Annotated in this window: 11 protein-coding genes; 5 read left to right on the top strand and 6 right to left on the bottom strand. The window is 65.1% G+C overall.

Annotated elements, in window-relative coordinates; all coding sequences use genetic code 11:
- The 3 genes from GEV02_RS32945 to GEV02_RS17770 form a co-directional block, all read left to right on the top strand.
- The coding region (locus GEV02_RS32945) for a hypothetical protein (protein WP_408014855.1) at positions 1–628 on the top strand (628 nt) is incomplete at its 5' end.
- A gap of 60 nt (positions 629–688) precedes the next feature.
- Positions 689–1,486 carry a substrate-binding periplasmic protein gene (locus tag GEV02_RS17775; RefSeq protein ID WP_152839229.1) on the top strand — a complete coding sequence of 266 codons (798 nt, stop codon included), beginning with the start codon at positions 689–691 and terminating at the stop codon, positions 1,484–1,486.
- A gap of 132 nt (positions 1,487–1,618) precedes the next feature.
- Positions 1,619–2,740, top strand: coding sequence for a branched-chain amino acid ABC transporter substrate-binding protein (locus GEV02_RS17770; protein WP_152839228.1), 1,122 nt, complete (start codon positions 1,619–1,621; stop codon positions 2,738–2,740).
- Here the strand turns inward: GEV02_RS17770 and GEV02_RS17765 are convergent.
- Positions 2,734–6,408, bottom strand: coding sequence for a response regulator (locus GEV02_RS17765; protein WP_152839253.1), 3,675 nt, complete (start codon positions 6,406–6,408; stop codon positions 2,734–2,736). The genes GEV02_RS17770 and GEV02_RS17765 overlap by 7 nt on opposite strands.
- A 230-nt stretch (positions 6,409–6,638) precedes the next feature.
- Between GEV02_RS17765 and GEV02_RS17760 the strand changes: the two genes are divergently transcribed.
- Both GEV02_RS17760 and GEV02_RS17755 read left to right on the top strand, forming a co-directional pair.
- The gene (locus tag GEV02_RS17760; protein WP_152839227.1) at positions 6,639–9,740 is read left to right on the top strand and encodes a ligand-binding sensor domain-containing diguanylate cyclase; all 3,102 of its coding nucleotides are present in this window, start codon (positions 6,639–6,641) and stop codon (positions 9,738–9,740) included.
- Between the two features lie 77 nt (positions 9,741–9,817).
- A complete protein-coding gene (locus GEV02_RS17755) occupies positions 9,818–11,839 on the top strand; it encodes a carbohydrate binding domain-containing protein (RefSeq protein WP_152839226.1) in 2,022 nt (673 codons plus the stop codon).
- A gap of 6 nt (positions 11,840–11,845) precedes the next feature.
- On the opposite strand, the gene GEV02_RS17750 is transcribed toward GEV02_RS17755, so the two are convergent.
- The 5 genes from GEV02_RS17750 to GEV02_RS17730 are packed head-to-tail and all read right to left on the bottom strand — an operon-like array spanning position 11,846 to position 17,385.
- Positions 11,846–12,331, bottom strand: coding sequence for an arsinothricin resistance N-acetyltransferase ArsN1 family B (locus GEV02_RS17750; RefSeq protein ID WP_152839225.1), 486 nt, complete (start codon positions 12,329–12,331; stop codon positions 11,846–11,848).
- Between the two features lie 5 nt (positions 12,332–12,336).
- Positions 12,337–12,738 (bottom strand): GFA family protein, encoded by a 402-nt coding sequence (locus GEV02_RS17745; protein ID WP_152839224.1) that lies wholly within the window; start codon positions 12,736–12,738, stop codon positions 12,337–12,339.
- 44 nt (positions 12,739–12,782) lie between these two features.
- Positions 12,783–13,517 (bottom strand): YoaK family protein, encoded by a 735-nt coding sequence (locus GEV02_RS17740; protein WP_152839223.1) that lies wholly within the window; start codon positions 13,515–13,517, stop codon positions 12,783–12,785.
- A gap of 58 nt (positions 13,518–13,575) precedes the next feature.
- Positions 13,576–14,991: a glycoside hydrolase family 19 protein gene (locus GEV02_RS17735; protein ID WP_152839222.1), complete on the bottom strand. Its 1,416-nt coding sequence runs from the start codon at positions 14,989–14,991 to the stop codon at positions 13,576–13,578.
- A gap of 9 nt (positions 14,992–15,000) precedes the next feature.
- A complete protein-coding gene (locus tag GEV02_RS17730) occupies positions 15,001–17,385 on the bottom strand; it encodes a chitinase C-terminal domain-containing protein (RefSeq protein ID WP_152839221.1) in 2,385 nt (794 codons plus the stop codon).
- Between the last annotated feature and the right edge of the window lie 8 nt (positions 17,386–17,393).

The raw sequence follows: 17,393 nt of genomic DNA, 5'->3' as shown, positions 1-17,393 counted from the left end.
CAGCGCGGCCGATGCCGCCGCCTCGGCCAGCGCCACCAACAGCGCCAACGCCACGGCCGCCCAGCAAGCGAACGCCGCGCAAGCCGCCGCCTCCAACCTGGCTAGCGCCAACGCCGCAGCGGCGGCGGCTGAGGCGCAAGCGCAGGCGGCGCAGAACGCGGTCGAGTCACTGGCCGCCCAGAACGCAGCGGCGAATGCGGCCGCTCAACAAGCCAGCGCCGCGCAGGCCGCCGCCACCACGCCGGAAGCAGCCAACGCTGCGGCGGCCATCGCCGCCCAGCAAGCCAGTGCGGCCCAGGCCACTGCGGCCAACCTGGCGGCGGCCAACGCCGCAGCCGCGACGGCGGCGCAACAGGCCAGCGCCGCCCAGAACGCGGCGGCACAGGCGCAGGCCGCGCAAGTTCAGGCATCGCAGAATGCAGCGACCCAGGTCGCCGCCGTCCAGGCCAGCACGCAGCAAAACGATCCGCTGCGCGCCAACCCCGCGCTGGCGTCAGCCATCGCCGCCTACAACATCAACAACACGGGCGCCAACACCGCGACCGCCCAAGCGGCTGCCGAAGCGATCCCGCGCGTGCCGGCAGTGGAGGCCACCGCCCGCTCGCGCGCGATCGGCAGCGCACCATAATTCGGAGGCCGGCAGCCGGAAGCATGCAATAATCGGCGGATAGCCACTGCCCCACTGCCGATGACACGATCGCTGCTTCCAGGTCTGCTGTTCGCCGCCGCGCTGCACTGCGGACTGCCGGCGCATGCCTTCGCGGGCACGCCAGTCGTGCCCCTGCTGATGGGCGACACGCTCGACGAACAGGGCAAACCCAAGCCGATGACAGCCCTCAAGCGCAAGCTGCTCGACGCGCTGGAACAGGAACTGGGCGTCACCTTCGCGCCCCATATGTATCCGTGGGCCCGCGCCGAACGCTACGCCATCGACGGCGCCGGCCTGATTTTCGGGTTGCCGAAAACCGCCGACCGCCTGCACGCGCTGCACTACTCGGACATCGCCGCCTACAACAACCTGTGGCTGGTCACGCGCAGCGACGCCACCTTCAACTTCAACACCCTCGACGACCTGCGCGGCAAAACCATCGGCACGGTGCGCGGCTATCAGTACGGCGACGAATTCGAACGCGCGCGCAGCCACAAGCTGTTTCGCACCGACGAGGACATCTCCTCGCGCGGCACCCGCCTCACGCGCCTGATGCTCAAGCGCGTGGACGCGGTGCTGATGTTCCAGCCCAGCACCCAGACCGCCCGCGACATCGAAACCGAACTGCGCGACTTCATGGCGCCGCGCATGCCCGGCCTGGGCGCGGCCGCCAACGCCGGTTTCAGCGTGCTGCCCAAGCCCCTGGCCACCGACAGCGGCCTGTTTTTCGCCATCGCCCGCAACAAGGACGACGGCATCATCGACCGCATCAACGCCGCGCTGGCGCGCATCCGCAAGCGCGAGGAGGACGCCAGGCGCCAACGCCCACCGAATTAAATTTTGAACACCGCCCGTTTGAAAGGCGATCCGGCTTAAAACTAGCCAATCGAAAGCCTAAGTCACACGATAATATTTTGCGTTTTTGGCGATAATCTCGTCATCGCCTTACAACACAACTCAGGAGATCGCATGAAATTGAAGCATATTGCAGCTGCCCTCGCACTGCTGGGCGCCGCCGGCGCCCAGGCACAGGACACCGTGGTCAAGATCGGCCATAGCGGCCCGCTGTCCGGCGCGCAGGCGTTTTCGGGCAAGGACAACGAAAACGGCGTGCGCCTGGCAGTCGAAGAACTGAACGCCAAGCCGATCACCGTGGCTGGCAAGAAGCTCAAGTTCGAACTGCAATCGGAAGACGATCAAGGCGACCCGAAAGCCGGCGTGGCGGCGGCACAGAAGCTGATCGACCAGGGTGTCAAATACGTGGTCGGCCCGTACAACTCGGGCGTCGCCATTCCTGCCTCGCGCGCCTACAACGAAGCCGGCGTGTTGATCGCCAGCGTCGCCACCAATCCCAAGCTCACCCAGCAAGGCTACAAGGGCCTGTTCCGCGTGAACGCCAGCGATTCCCAGCTGGGCACCAAGATGGCGCTGTACGCAGCCAATGAACTGAAGCTGAAGACCGTGGCCGTGATCGACGACCGCACCGCCTTCGGCCAGGGCGTGGCCGAAGAATTCAAGAAGCAGGCCAAGGCCGCCGGCCTGACCGTGGCCGGCCACGAGTTCACCACCGACAAAGCCTTCGACTTCACCTCCATCCTGACCAAGCTGAAAACCAAGAAGGTCGAAGCGATCTTCTTCGGCGGCTATGCACCGCAGGGCGCACCGATGGCGCGCCAGATGAAACAGCTGGGCATCAACGCCAAGCTGCTGGGCGGCGACACCATCTGCACCGCGGAGATGGGCAAGCTGGGTGGCGACGCCGTTGGCGAAAACGTCCTGTGCTCGCAAGGCGGCGCTATCCTGGACAAGGCAGCCAGCGGCCCGGCCTTCAAGGCCAAGTTCAAGGCACGCTTCAAGCAGGAGCCGGATGTCTACGCGGCCGCCTACTACGATGCGACCATGATGTACGCGCAGGCGATGCAGAAAACGAATTCGCTCGATCCGCAAAAGGTGGCGGCCGCCATCAGCGCCGGTGCCTACAAGGGCGTGACGGGCACCTACTCGTTCGACGAGCGCGGCGACATGAAGCAGTCGCCCGTGACAATCTTCAACTTCAAGGGCGGCCAGCCGGTTCCACTGACCACCTATTGATGCAGACTGGGGTCGGCCATCCCGGCCGCCCCCGTGGCGCTGTTCAACACAGACAGCGCCAGCTCCATATCGAAATCGCCGACCGCCTGTTCCAGCTTGCGGTAATGCTGCGGGAAGGACGCCGCCAGCAGCGCGCCATGCTCCACCAGCACCCGTTCGGCGCGGGCGTCGTCGTCGGCCAGTAATTCGGCCAGTTCGCGCACGACGGCGTCGCGCTGCTCCGGATCGACTTCCACTGCGGCCAGCTCGGCCTCCGCCGGCAGGCATTCAACGATGGCGGCCACCTGCCCCGCCAGCACCGATTCAAGTTGCGCCAACTGCGGCGCCAGCCGCGCCGACAGCTCGGCGGCGCCAGCCTCGCCCACCGCCGCCGGCGACAGCGCATGTTCCGCTTCCCCCGCCAATAACTGCAAGGCACCCGCACCGATATTGCCGGCCAGGCCTTTGAGCGTATGCGCTCCGCGTTCGGCGCCTGCGCGGTCGCCCGCCGCGATCAGCGCGGATATCTGCCGTACGGCGCCGGCCTGGTTGGCGACAAAGCCGCGCAGCATGGCCAGATAGCGCGGCCGCTTGCCCAGCACGCGGCGCAAGCCGCTCACCATGTCCAGGCCAGGGATGGATTGCGGGAAGTCGTCTTCCTCAGCGGCCGGCGCGTGCGGAGACGCGTGCGCCAGCGCTTCGTCCTGGCCGTTGCCGGCGATGGCGTCGGGCGCCGGCATCGCATGGCGCGGCGGCACCCAGCGCAGCAGCGCGCGCCACAAATCATCCGGTTCGACCGGCTTGATGACGAAGTCCACCATGCCAGCCTGGATGCACAGCTCGCGGTCGGCCTGCATGGCGTTGGCGGTCATCGCCACCACCGGCAAGCCGTCCAGCTCCGGCAAGGCGCGCAGTGCGCGGGTGGCCTCGACGCCATCCATCTCCGGCATCTGCATGTCCATCAGGACGATGTCGTACTGCGCGCGCTGCGCCATCGCCACCGCCTCCACCCCGTTGTTGGCGATGTCCACCACCAGGCCGGCGTCGGCCAGCAGCTCCGCCGCCACCTGCTGGTTCAGTTCATTGTCCTCGGCCAGCAGCACGCGGGCGCCGCGCAGGGTCGCCAGCGCGGCCAGCGTGCTGACCGGCGCCGGACGCGCCAGCGCACTGTCGTCCACTTCACCGCCCAGCAGGCGGATCAGGGTATTGAGCAGCACCGAAGCGTTGACCGGCTTGATGAGCACATCGTCGATGCCCGCGCTGTGCGCCTGCTGCTGTACTTCCTCGCGGCCGTAAGCCGTCACCATCATCATGCGCGGCGGTTCCTGCAGCGCCAGCGCCTTGATGGCGGCCGCCGTGTCGATGCCGCTCATGCCCGGCATCTGCCAGTCCAGCAGCACCACATGCAGCGGCTCGCCGCCGACTGCGGCATCGCGCACCACGCCCAGCGCCTCGGCGCCGGAGGACGCCACCCGCACATCGAAGCGCATGCCGCGCAGCAGTTCGGCCAGCACGCTGCGCGCGCTGTCGTTGTCGTCCACCACCAGCAGACGCTTGCCGCGCAGGTCCGGCGACGGCAGCAGCGACGGCCGCGCGCTCTGGCCTATCTCCAGGCGGGCGGTGAACCAGAAGGTCGAACCCAATCCCGGCTGGCTCTCGACGCCAACCTCTCCGCCCATCAGCTGCGCCAGTTTCTTGGAGATCGCCAGGCCAAGGCCGGTGCCGCCGTACTTGCGCGTGGTGGAGGCGTCGGCCTGCTGGAAGCTCTGGAACAGCTGGCGCATCTGCTCTTCGCTCAAGCCGATGCCGGTGTCGCGCACGGCGAAATGCAGCAGCACGTGATGCTCGTCGCTGCCGCGCACGCGCACCGTCACCGCCACCTCGCCCTGCTCGGTGAACTTGACGGCGTTGTTGGCGTAGTTGATGAGGATCTGGCCCAGCCGCAGCGCATCGCCCACCAGCGCGGTCGGCACGTCGGGGGCGACATCGAACACCAGCTCCAGGCCCTTGGCGTTGACCTTGTCGCCGATCAGCGTGGCCAAGTTCTCCAGCAGCTGATCGAGCTCGAACGGCTGGTTCTCCACCTGCAGCTTGTCGGCCTCGATCTTGGAGAAGTCCAGGATGTCGTTGATGATGCCCAGCAGATGCTGGCCGGCGCGCTGGATCTTCTGCACGTAGTCGTGCTGGCGCGGCGTCAGGCCGGTCTTCAGCGCCAGGTGGCTCATGCCGATGATGGCGTTCATCGGCGTGCGGATCTCGTGGCTCATATTCGCCAGGAACAGCGACTTGCTGCGCGTGGCGTCTTCGGCGGTCTGCTTGGCGGCGCTGAGCGCCTGCCCCGCCGTATGCTCGGCGGTCACGTCGGCCAGGTAGCCGTTCCACACTTCCTCGTCCGCATGCTGGTGCACGCAGGTGCAGTGGATGTCGACCCAGCGCGCCGCCACCAGTCCCTGCGCGCCGAACTCCACGCGGCGATGGATGGACCAGTGCTGCCGCGCGCTGTCGGCGATCTGCGCCAGCAGGCCTGCGCGGCCGTCCGGATCGAGCAGCGCAAACAGCATGGCGCCGTCCTCCAGCACATCGCTGGCCTGCAGCCCGGTGATGGCGGTGATCGCGGGACTCATGAAGCGGAAGCGCGGCTGGCCCGACGCGTCCATCTGAAACTGGTACACGGCCACCGGCAGGTTGTTGGTGATCTCGCGCATGCGGCGCTCGTTCTCGAAGCGCAGGCGGCGCGCGCTTTCGGCGGCGCGGGTGCGGCCCGTGACCACCATCCCGCACAGCCAGACGGCGGCGATACAGGCGGCGGCCAGCGCCAGCTGGTTCCACAGCGGCAGCCACTCGCCCTTGTCCTGCACGACCAGCACGCGCCATGCGCCGCCGTCGTCCGGCCAGTTCAAATTGCTGGAGGCCAGCGCGTGCGTGCGGCCGTTGATGCCGACCTGTTTGCCCGTCGGTTCGAACGGCAGTTGCAGCGGGCCGGTGCCGGAGAACAGTTCGCCGAACTGCTTCTCCTTTTCCAATTGAGCGAGGCGCGCAGGCGTGACCTTCCCCGCCAGCGTGAACAGCCACTCGTTTCGATTGGTGGCGAACACCACGCCGTCCGGCGACAGCAGCAGCACAGGGTCTTTGCTGCGCGAGAGCGCGCGGTCGATTTCGCCGGCCGGCATCTTGATGGTGTAGACGCCGGCAATCGGCGTGTCGCGTGAATTGCCGCTGTAGACAGGCGCGGCGAAATACAGTCCGCGCTCGTGCGAGTTGCTGCCGATGGCCGCATAGACGTTGGCCTGCCCGGCCAGCGCGCGCCGGCTGTACGGCCGGTAGCGCAGGTTGCGGCCGACGCCGATCGCCTTGCCCTCTTTGTTCAGGTAAGCGACGGTGGTGCCGTCGCCATTGAGAACGAACACGGTGTCGGCACTGTACTGATCGAGGACCGCGGCAAAGTCCACGTGCAGGCGGTAGGCGTCGGCGGCCAGTTCGCCGGCCAGCAGCAGCTTGACGCTGTCCTCCACCAATCCCATGAGAATCGCGCCGCCCATCACGCGGCCGTCGGTACTGTCGATCTGGATCTGGCGCGCGATGTCGTCCGCCACAGCCTTCAGGTCGCGCGCGTGCTGCTGGAACACCACCTGGCGCTGGATCAGCACCGCGCCGCCGGCCAGCAGCAGCGCCAGCGTGGCCCAGCGCATGGTCTGCCTGCCCAACAAGCCGCGCTGGCGCAAAGCGGTCCATATACGCACAGGCTTACGGGCCGGCGCTGGCGCCGGATGCAGGGGTACTCCGTCTGAAGATCCGTCCATGGCGCCTTGCGTTGCATGTCGATTTGGCTATCGATTATAGCGGAAAAGTGTTGCGCGACCGCTTCCATGGCGGCCATTTATGTGCTTTACTTGGATAGCCAAAATACCAAGGTCTCACCATGCCGCGCACGCCCCTACGCCATATCCTCCGCCTGCTGCTGTGCGGCGCACTGGCCTGCCTGCACGCCGCGCCATCGCCGGCGGCCCCGCGCCCGCTGGCCTTCACCGCGGTCGACTCGCTGGGCGCCGACAGCCGCGCCATCCTCGCGATACTCCAGGACCGGCAGGGTTTCGTCTGGATCGGCACCATCGAGGGCGGCTTGTTCCGCCACGACGGCCATAAGCAGGTGCGCTACATGAACGACCCGTCCGACCCGCATAGCCTGCCGGGCGGCCGCGTCACCTCGCTGTACGAAGACGAAACCGGCAAGCTGTGGGTGGGCACCGACGAAGGCCTGGCGCGCTTCGACCCGGTGGCCAACAACTTCACGCGCTACCTGCCCAAGGGTGGACCGAACAACGCCCGCATCGTGCGCCGCATCGTCTCCGACTACAAGGGCGGCATGTGGGTGGCTACCTGGGGCGGCCTGCACCACTTCGACCCACGCAACGGCAGCTTCGTCATCTACCAGCACGACGACGCCAAACCGGACAGCCTGACCTACAACGACATCAACGCCGTCGCCGTCGACAACAAGGGCGGCGTCTGGGCCGCCACCTGGCCCGGCGGGCTGGATTACATGGCGCCCGGCGCCACAGGCTTCCAGCACTTCCGCGTCGACGATCCCGATCATCCCAACCCCAAGGCCAACGACGTGCGCGCGCTCTACTTCGACAGCGCCGCCACGCTGTGGATAGGCTCTGCCGACGGCCTGGTGACGTGGAAGGCGGGCCAGCCCTGGGACCAGCGGGAAGCCTTGTCCGTGCAGGCCAAGCGCGTGACCGACATCGACGAAGACCGCGCCGGCGACATGTGGATCAGCACCCGCACCAGCGGCCTGCTGCGCTGGGACCGCGAGCTGCGCCAGTTCCAGTCCTACCGCCACCGCGCCGAGGACGCGCATAGCCTCAACAGCGACGCCATCAACACCACCATGCGCGACCGCAGCGGCACCTTGTGGGTAGGCTCGCTGACCGATGGCGTCAGCCGCGCCAACCTTGGCAACCACGGCTTCGAACGCTTCGTCCCGCGCGACGTCGATCCGGACTTCGTCAAGTCCAGCAATTTCGTGCGCAGCGTGGGCGCCGCCGCCAACAACCAGCTGTGGCTCGCGCTGGACGACGGCCTGGCGCTGTTCGATCCAGCCAAGCGCGAGATGGTGCGCACCTGGAGCGCCACGCCGAAGCGCCCCGGTGCGCTCAGCTCCAACGTCATCTACAGCACCTATCAGGCGCCGGACGGCACGCTGTGGATAGGCACCTCCGAAGGCCTGAACCGCCTGGACACGCCGGACGGCCAGTTCAAGGTGATCCACTTCGGCAGCAAGACCACGGACTTCATCAACTCCATCGCGCCCGGACGCGGCGGCGTGCTATGGCTGGCCACCGGCACCGCGCTGCTGCGCTACGATCCGGCCAGCGGCGCGGTGGAGAGCCACGCGCACGACGAAAAGAATCCGGACAGCCGCAGCGTCAACGGCGCCACCACGGTGGTGGAAGACAGCGCCGGCCGCGTATGGAGCGGCGAGTTCTATCGCGGCGGCGGCCTCGATATGCTGGACCCGGCGACCGGCAAGTTCCGCCATTTCCGGCTCGATCCGAAGAATCCCGCAAGCCTGAGCAGCGACCGTGTCAGCAGCTTGCACCAGGATGCGGACGGCAGCATGTGGGTCGGCACGTCGAAGGGCTTGAACCACGTGGTGGCGGGCAAGAACGGCGCCTTCACCGTCACCCGCATCCAGGAAAAAGGCGAACTGGGTACGCGCCTGATCGAAGCGATACGCTCGGATAAAAACGGCATGATCTGGGTGACGACTGCGGCGGGACTGAGCAAGATCGATCCGGTCTCCAGCTCCGTCACAGAGTACTCGGTGGAGGACGGCCTGACCGAAGGCTTCTACATGGATTCCGCCGCCAACACCAGCAACGGCTTGCTCTACTTCGGCAGCAGCAGCGGCGTCACCGCCGTCAATCCCGCGATCCACAGCAGCGCCTCGCGGCCGCCGCAGCTGGCGATCACCGACATCCGCGTGCTCAATCGCTCGCTGGGCGGCAGGAACCCGCCGGCGGACGTGGTGCTGGAAGGCAGCCTGACGCAGCCCCGTTCACTGAGCCTGCCATGGATCGCCAACACCATCTCGATCGAATTCGCCGCGCTGCATTACGCCGAGCCGCGCCGGAACGCTTATTCCTACTGGCTGGAAGGCTTCGACCAGCAACCGGTGCAGGCCGATGCAGGGCATCCGGTGGCGACCTACACCAATCTGGCGCCGGGCAAATACCGCTTCCACCTGCAAGGCACCAACAACAAGGGCGTGGTGAGCCGCGATGAAATCGTCCTGCCGATCACCATCACGCCGCCGTTATGGGAGACGTGGTGGGCGCGCAGCGCGGTGGTGCTACTGACGCTGGCATCGCTGGCCTTGCTGTTCCGCTGGTCGGTGCGGCGCCTGAATGCGCGGGCTCGCGAACTGGAAGCGCTGGTGCAGGAGCGTACGGAAGCGCTGCGGGTAGCGCAGCACAAGCTGGCCAACCTGTCGGCCACCGACAGCCTGACCGGCATCGCCAACCGCCGCTGCTTCGACGACCAGCTGGCGCGCGAATGGCGCCGTGCGGCGCGTGAGGAAAAGCTGATGGCGGTGGGCCTGGTGGAGATCGACCACCTGAGCGCCTACCGCGACCACCACGGCCAGCAGGCTGCGGACGATGTGCTGCGGCGCGTGGCCGATGCGTTGAGCGGCGCGGTGCAGCGCGCGGGCGATCTGGTGGCGCGCTATGGCGCCAGCCAATTCGCCTTCCTCGCTCCCGGCACCAGCGGCGAGGAGGCGATGCTGATCGCGCACCGCATGGAGAATGCCATCGCCGCGTTGAACCTGCCGAATGCGAAGGCATCGTCGGGCAGCATCAGCGCCAGCATCGGCGTGGCCGCGCTGGCAGCGGTGCAGGAAGGCAGCACCGAGGATCTGGTGCTGGCGGCCGACCAGGCGCTGTACCGCGCCCGTTCGGAAGGCGGCAGGCGCAGCGTGCTGGCGCCCGAGGACAAGGCGACGCAGCTGGTCTGACGAGTTTGGTCTTGTACGCCCCGTTAGTGGAAAAATGTTGTTATTATTGACACACACCCACGACAGGAACCCAGACCATGCGCTTTCAACTCACCTCCCGGCTGCCCGTCCTCCCCTTTTCCTTGTTGCTCAGTGCCGCCTGCGTCGGCCATCATGCCTACGCCGAAACGGCGCAGGCAACGGTCTATTTCTCGGCCAGCCCCGCCAGTATCGAGCAAGGCCGCAGCGTCAATCTGGCGTGGGACGCGAGCAACGCAACGGCCTGCTCAGCGTCTTGGTCCGGTCCCATTCCCCTGTCGGGGAGCTATGCCACGCCACCGCTGCAGGCCGGCACGAACTACACCATCAATTGCACCAGCGGCGAGCAGACCATATCGCGCACCGTCGCGGTCGACGTGACGCCCTCCTGCGAGAACTGCTTCAAGAAACGCTGGATCTACTACTACGGCGGCCTGGGCTACAAGCGCGGCGTCGAGAACGCCTCCTACAAAAAACTCGTCGAGCTGATCGGCCGGGCCAAACAGGCGGGCTACAACGGCATCATGCTCAACGTCGGCGGCGACGATTCCTACACCTCCTTGCTGAAACCGAGAGAGGCGCCTGAATTCCAGGCGAATTTCGACGAGATCAAGAAGCTGGCCAGCGACAACGGCATCGAACTGATACCGGTCGGCGGCAGCCCCGACGTCGCGGCGAAAATCGACCCCACGCTGGCCGAGGCCCTACCTGTCAACAATACGCCTTTCGTGGTGGACGGCAGCAAGGCGACGCCGGTGGGTGGCTCGATCGTGAGCAACGGCGGCTTCGACAAGGGCACCGAGGGCTGGTACTTGTTCGACACCAGCGTGCACTACGACACCAGCGGGCAAAACGGCGCTGTCAAGCTGGACCAGACCGATCCGAATGGCCGGGCGCGCCTGTACCGGCCTTTCACCAACATCAACCCGCACACCGCCTACCGCCTCTCCTTCTCGGTGAAGACCCAAAACTACGACGCCCCGCTGCGCATACAAATCTTCCCGCCGGCAGCGGACGACTATAACACCGACATCCCGCTCTACATGAGCCGCAACTACCTCGGCTGGGGCAGTACCGACGGCAAGTGGAACGCCAAGGCCAACGCCATCGCCACGACCCAGGACTGGACGCGCTACAACATCGACTTCAACACCCGAGCCTACACAGGCTTTCGCCTCTACATCGGCGCCTGGGGCAACGGCACCACCAAGACCGGCTTCGCCTTGATCGACGATATCGACATCCGCGAGATCGGCCTGGCCCACACCGTGCGCCGGCCATCGCTGCCGGTGGTGGTCAGCGCCGAGGCCAACGGCGAGCGCATCGTCTACACCGAAAGCAAAGATTACGAGGTCGGCGTCGAGTCGCTGCTCATTCTGCCCGGCAGCGGCATCCATGACAAGGATCGTCTGCTGGTGTCGGGCTACCAGGAGGCGACGAATATGCTACCGATCTGGAACCCGCCGGGCAATTCCTGCTCCAGCAAATACTACGACGTCCAAAGAGCCGCCTACCAGAACATCAAGCAACTGTTCACGTCGTCTAAATTCTTCATCAACTACGACGAATGGCGCATCATGAACTGGGACCGGTCCTGCGGCAATCTGACTGCGGGCGAATACCTGGCCAACACCGCCAGGACCATGCAAGACATGCTGTCGAGCGAAAACCAGAACATCGACATGTATGTCTGGAACGACATGTTCGATCCCTATGCAAACGCGATCGACCATTATCTGGCGGTCAACGGCCCGCTGCTGGACGGCTGGAAGGGGTTGCATGCCAACACGACCATCATGAATTGGATTCAAAACCGGACGGACAAGAACCTCCAAGTCCCTTCACTGAAATTCTTCAGCGATAGAAAGTTCCACCAGATGATCGCGCTCTACTACGACGACGACAGCGACCTGACCCGTACCAGGCAATGGCTCGACAGCCTCGATGCCGCGGAGAAGGACGGCGTGACCGGCGTGGACGGCTTCATGTACACCACCTGGCAAAACAACGACAACTACGGCGCGCTCGAAAATGTGTCGGAGTTGATCAAGTCGAGATATTCAAAGCGCTGGCCGAAGTAAGCAGGTCTAGGAAAGCTGCAACTCCCAGTAGCCGACATCGATCCAGCGGTCGAACTTGCGGCCGACCTGCTTGAAGTGCGCGACCTTCTCGAAGCCCAGGCTTTCATGCAGCGCCACGCTGGCCTCGTTGGGCTGCGCGATGCCGCCTATCGCCATGTGAATCTCGCGGGTGCGCAGCTCTTCCAGCAGCGCTTTGTACAGCGCCTTTCCGATGCCCTTGCCGCCCTGCCCGAACTCCAGGTAGACGCTGGTCTCGGCGGCGAAACGATAGGCGCTGCGGGCACGCCATTTGGTGGCGTAGGCGTAGCCGAGCACCGCGCCGTCCTGCTCATATACCAGCCAAGGCAAGCCGGTCGTGACATCGCGGATGCGGCCCGCCATTTCCTCCGGCGTGACGGCGCGCTCCTCGAAGCTGATGGTGGTGGTGGCGATGTAGTGGTTGTAGATGGCGACAATGGCTGCGGCATCGTCCGGCGTTGCAGGTCTGATCATCGGATTCAAAGATAGCGGGTTTCGGTGGGCGGCGATATCCAGTTGTCGGCGCGGCCGTCGACATAGGTGATGGGGGCGTTGGCCAGTTCCTCGTCGCTGACGCCATCAAGGCTGGCGACGTTCACGCCGTAGAACACACCGTAGCGCGGCGAATTGCCGATGCCGTAAGGACGCACGCCGCAATGCTTGCAGAAGTGGTGATGCTCGTTCTTCGCGCCGAACTGGTAGACGTTCATCTCCGCCTCGCCGGCCAGCAGGCGGAAGGCCTCCGGCTTCACCATCACGGCCCAGCAGCGTATCTTCAGGCAGAACGAGCAATTGCAGCGCAGGCTACCCTGGCTCAAGTCGACATCCGCCTCGAAGCGCACCGCGCCGCAATGGCAGCTGCCGTTATAGGTTCTCATCATCTGGTGTGTTCTCCTTATGATAAGTATAGACCAACAACGCCGTTTCAGTTCTTCGCATGCAGAAGGTCGTCAACAACGGGGATGATGGCCAGCGACAGCAGCGCCAACGCCAGCGGCACGGTGACGATGAAGCCGAGATATTTGAAGCCAAAGGCGCCAGCCAGACCGCCCAGCAGGAACATCGCCAGCAGGGAGCTCAGTAGACGCAGCTTGCCGCGATCCGCCACGACCCTGTCCGCCAATGCGCTGCTATTCCAGAAAAACAGTTTACCCAGTTCGATGCCGATGTCCGTCACCAGGCCGGTGACGTGCGTGGTGCGGATCTCAGCACGCGAGACCTTGGTGACGATGGCGTTTTGCAGCCCCATGACAAAGCACAGCAAGGCGACGATGGCCGATATCTGGCCGGAGGCGTCCAGCCGGGCGCCCATCAGTCCAAAGCACAGTAGTAGCGCGGCTTCCACGATCAACGGCAACGCGTACTGGCTTTGCGCGCCGCGCCGCCGTCCCCAGTTGATGAGGATCGCGGAAACCGCCGCGCCAAGCAGAAACGCCAGCAGCGACGCCAGCCCCGCCGCCAACAGGCGCACCTCGCCCAGCGCGGCATTGTCGGCCAGCGCGGAGACGATGCCGGACATATGCGATGTGTACTGTCCCACTGCGAAAAAACCGCCGGCATTGACCGCGCCGGCCACGAAGGCCAGCGAACGGCCAAGGCGGCGGTTGCTGATGTCGGTGCGTTGCGGGCTGGTTAAAGCCCGCAGGTAGTGCATAGGCATGGTCGGCCTCCTTGTTGCTGTCGGCCGGACCATTGTATGCCATCACCTCATTTACGCATCATTTGAGCGTCACATTCCAGTTCTTCTCCACGCACTTGGTGTAGTTGCCGGCGATGAGGGCGCTGTATGGCGTTTGATAGCTCACCAGCTGGCATTGATAATCGCCGCCGCTACTCCAGTTCTTCTCCCAGTAGATGTTGTAGGCCGCCGAACTCGAACCCGTGAAGCGCTGCATGTTCGCGCACGACAGCTGCTCGCTGCCGACGTTCCAGCCGATGTCCGCCGCGAACTGCTTGTAGTAGTCGATGCGGTTCTGCGCTGCCGCCTTCTCCGTGCCGGTCCCGCATTCGGCGTTGATAATCATGATGGTGGTGGCGAAGTTGTTGCCCGCACCAGCCGCCTTGTCCGCCGCATTCGGCACCCACGTCCCGTCCAGCACATGCAGCATCGATGGCTTGGGCGGTTGCGGGTAGACGAAGAAGAACGTCGCCGAGGCGAGATTCAGCCAGGTCGACGCCACCAGGTCGGGATTCTTCAGCAGCACCGACTGGTCGCCGTTGTACATCACCTGCGAGAACGGGCCATAGTTGTAGTTGTACGAAAGCTGCTTGGCGCCGCGCCCGTAGTACTTCTTGAAGCTGCCGTCGGCGTTTTTACCGCAGGTCCAGACGGTGTTGAACACCGGGTCCGCACATTCGACGTTGTAGCCGCAGTTGGTGCCGGTTTCGTCGCAACCCATCTCGCGCAGATACTTCAAGCCCTGGCGCCACTGCGGCAGCGGGATGCTGGCGTTGTGGTCGCCCGTCTCCTGCGCGAAGTGGGCGAACATCGTCGCCAGCGTGTGGCGGCAGATGGCGTCCGCATCGCGGCCGTCGGTGTAGTCGCCGCACACTGCCGGGAACTTGGCCACCGCCTGCAGGAAGCGGCCGTACGTGTAGCTGGGCTCACGGATGCCGAAGTAGTAGTCCCACTTGGCCGACGTCAGCAAGCGCTCCACCCGCTTGACGTTGGCCGGGTTGGCCGCCGCGCCGGGCGACACCGCGTCCACCGCCGCGTTGTCCAGCGTGCGTATCGACGCCTTCACCGTGCGGAAGAAATCGTTGTTGGTGAGCTGCGCTTCGCGCGCTTCCGCCTGGGCCTTGGTCGGCACGCCGCCCGGTTGCGGTGTGCCAGGATCTGGCGGTTGCGGATCGGTGGCTTCGCCGATGTACTTCCACGGCCCCCATGTGTCGGCCGGATTGGGTGCGGTGCCCTGCACCCACCATTTGGCTTCGTACTGCTTGCCCTGGTAGATCGTGCACATGCCGGCGGTGTAGACCGCGGTGGCGGTCCATGCCGGGCATGCGCTGGCGGCGGCGGTGGAGATGCCACCGGAAAGCACGCGTGGTGCGGTGCTGCTGGCCTGGTCGCTGCCGCCGCCACAGGCGGACAGCAGTACAGCGCCCAGCACAGCGATGCTGTGAACTGGTTTCATCGCATCCCCTTATTTCAACGCGACCGGCAGGCCGGGGTACTCGTCGCTCAAGGCGTAGCGCACGCCGCTCACTGTGATGACGTAGGCGGACGGCCCAGAGATCGGCAGCGAGTAGTTCAGCGTCAGCGACACCGAAGCGCCAGGCGCCAGCGACTGCCATGTCGGGATGGTGAACTTGGCGTGGTTGAAGTTGGCCTTGAAGCCGCCGATATTATTCGGCCCCGTGTAGCCGGCCTTGGTGACGGTCAGGCCGTAACCCGATTGGTCGCTCATGTTGGCGGGCGCCGATACCGGATAGTCAAACTCCACCACCGAGCCGCCCGGTATGGTGACGGTGGTGTTGTTCGTCAGCGTCATCACAGGGTTGATCGGGTAATTACTGTCGCCGAGCTTCCAGCCGCCCAACGCGATGGACACTTTGGCGCTACTCGCCGGGATCGGCGATTCAGCACGCACCGCGCCGTAAGGGCTGGCGGTCTTGAAGGCGTTGTAGATGTTGGTGGTCAGCGTGTAGCCCATGAAGTACTCGCCTTTGCCGCCGTTCTTGCTGGCGTCCCAGGCGTAGTCGCCGGCCAGTTCCCAGATCATGATGCCGCCGATGCCCTGGTCGATCACGTACTGGGTTTTGGCTGCCATCGATTGCGCCGTCTCGGTGGAGATGAAGACTTTGCGGGTGGCGTTCCACAACCAAGGCGCAGCCATCGTCGCGCTGTAGTTGGCGGTGTAGGTGCCGGTGATGGTTTTCTCGGTGACGCCGTAGACATCCAGGTAGTCCGGCACGATGCCGTTTTGCAGGTTGAGCGCATGCCACAGCGGATTACCGCCGCCAGGTACAGGCTTGCCGTTGGTATCGAGGTCGTACCAGACGTTGTCGATGCCGACCGCGCCGGTGCCGCAGGTTTTGACGCCGGCGCAGGTGACGGTGTCGTTCACGAGCGGCGTGGTGCCCCACAGGCCGTTGGTGCCGCCGGTGACATCCTTCCAGCCACGCGTGTAGTACGGCACGCCGACGTTGATACGGCCGGCCTGCAATGCGCCACGATAGTAGCGGTAAGCCCAGTCGACGTTGAGGTAGCCGATGCCGCCGTACGAGTAGGCATTGCCTGCGCGGAGTTCCGCGTCGTTGCCGTCGTCGAACAGCGCGGCGTTCGGGCCGACGTACTGGTTCCAGCCGCCGTGCAGGTCATAGGACATCAGGCTGGCATAGTCGAGGTACTGCAGGCCGGAGAGATTTTCCTCGCCGCGCAATATCCAGCCCGATGCCGAGCCGGCGATGGTCAGCATGTAGTACTTGTTGTCGGCGACGGCTGCGGTGTCGAGCTTCTGGCGTACAGTTTTCAGCAGCACGTTGTAGCTCTTCATCAGGCCCGCCAGGCGTGGCTTGGAGAGGCCGAAGTCGAGCGGGTTGCCGGCTTCGTTGTTGGTGGTCGGATGCTCGTAGTCGATGTCGATGCCGTCGAAGAAAGTGTATTGACGGAGTACGGCGACCATCGAATCGGCCAGCGTGTTGATGCCGTTGGTGTTGAGCGAGCCGTCGGCGTTGGTGGTGGCGGTGTAGTAGCCGCCGCTGCCTGCCCAGCCGCCTACGGACAGCATCACTTTCACGCCGGGGTAGCGCTTCTTGTACTGCGCCAGCAGGTTGAAGTGGCCTTTGTAGGGCAGCGACGGGTCCATCGCGGCAGCGGGGATCGTTGGCCAGGTCAGGCCGGTATCCGGGTTGTTGGCGCCGGTGCCCAGTTGGACCTTGGCACTCGCGTCCACCGAGGCGAAGGCGTAATTGATGTGGGTGACTTTATCCCACGGGATGTTGTTGACCAGGTAGGCCGGCGTGTTGTTCGCGCCCGTGCGCCAGCTGGTGAAGTAGCCGACGATGCGGCGGTTCAGGCCATTGGCCAGCTTCTCGCGGCCATTGGCGTCGTACACGCCGCAGTAGTTCACGTTCGGCACCGGCGAGGTCAGGCCGTCGGGACGGCATGCGACCGGCGTTGGCGTTGGAGTCGGCGTTGGAGTCGGCGTTGGAGTCGGCGTTGGCGTTGGCGTTGGCGTTGGCGTTGGAGTCGGCGTTGGCGTTGGGGTCGGCGTAGGCGTTGGAGTCGGAGTCGGAGTCGGAGTTGGCGTCACGGATTGCAGCGCCCATGGTCCCCACTCCTCGGTGCCTGGCACGTTATTCTGGGTCCACCATTTGGCCTTGTAGGTATTGCCGCCATAGGTCACGCACATGCCGGCGGTGTAGATCGCGCCGGACGACCATGCAGGGCAATCGGCGGTTGCGGCTGCGGTGTGCACGCCGCCCAGCAGTTTAGGCGCAGGCGTTGCGCTCTGGGGATCGGAACCGCCGCCGCAGGCAGCAACGGCGCTGCCGATCAGCGCCAGCATCAAAAGGTTATGTCGCATTTTGTCTC

It is taken from the genome of Rugamonas aquatica, assembly GCF_009380215.1.
Taxonomy (GTDB): Bacteria; Pseudomonadota; Gammaproteobacteria; order Burkholderiales; family Burkholderiaceae_D; genus Rugamonas; species Rugamonas aquatica_B.
The sequence above is the reverse complement of the archived record's forward strand: the minus strand, read 5'-3'. Positions and strand labels throughout refer to the sequence as shown.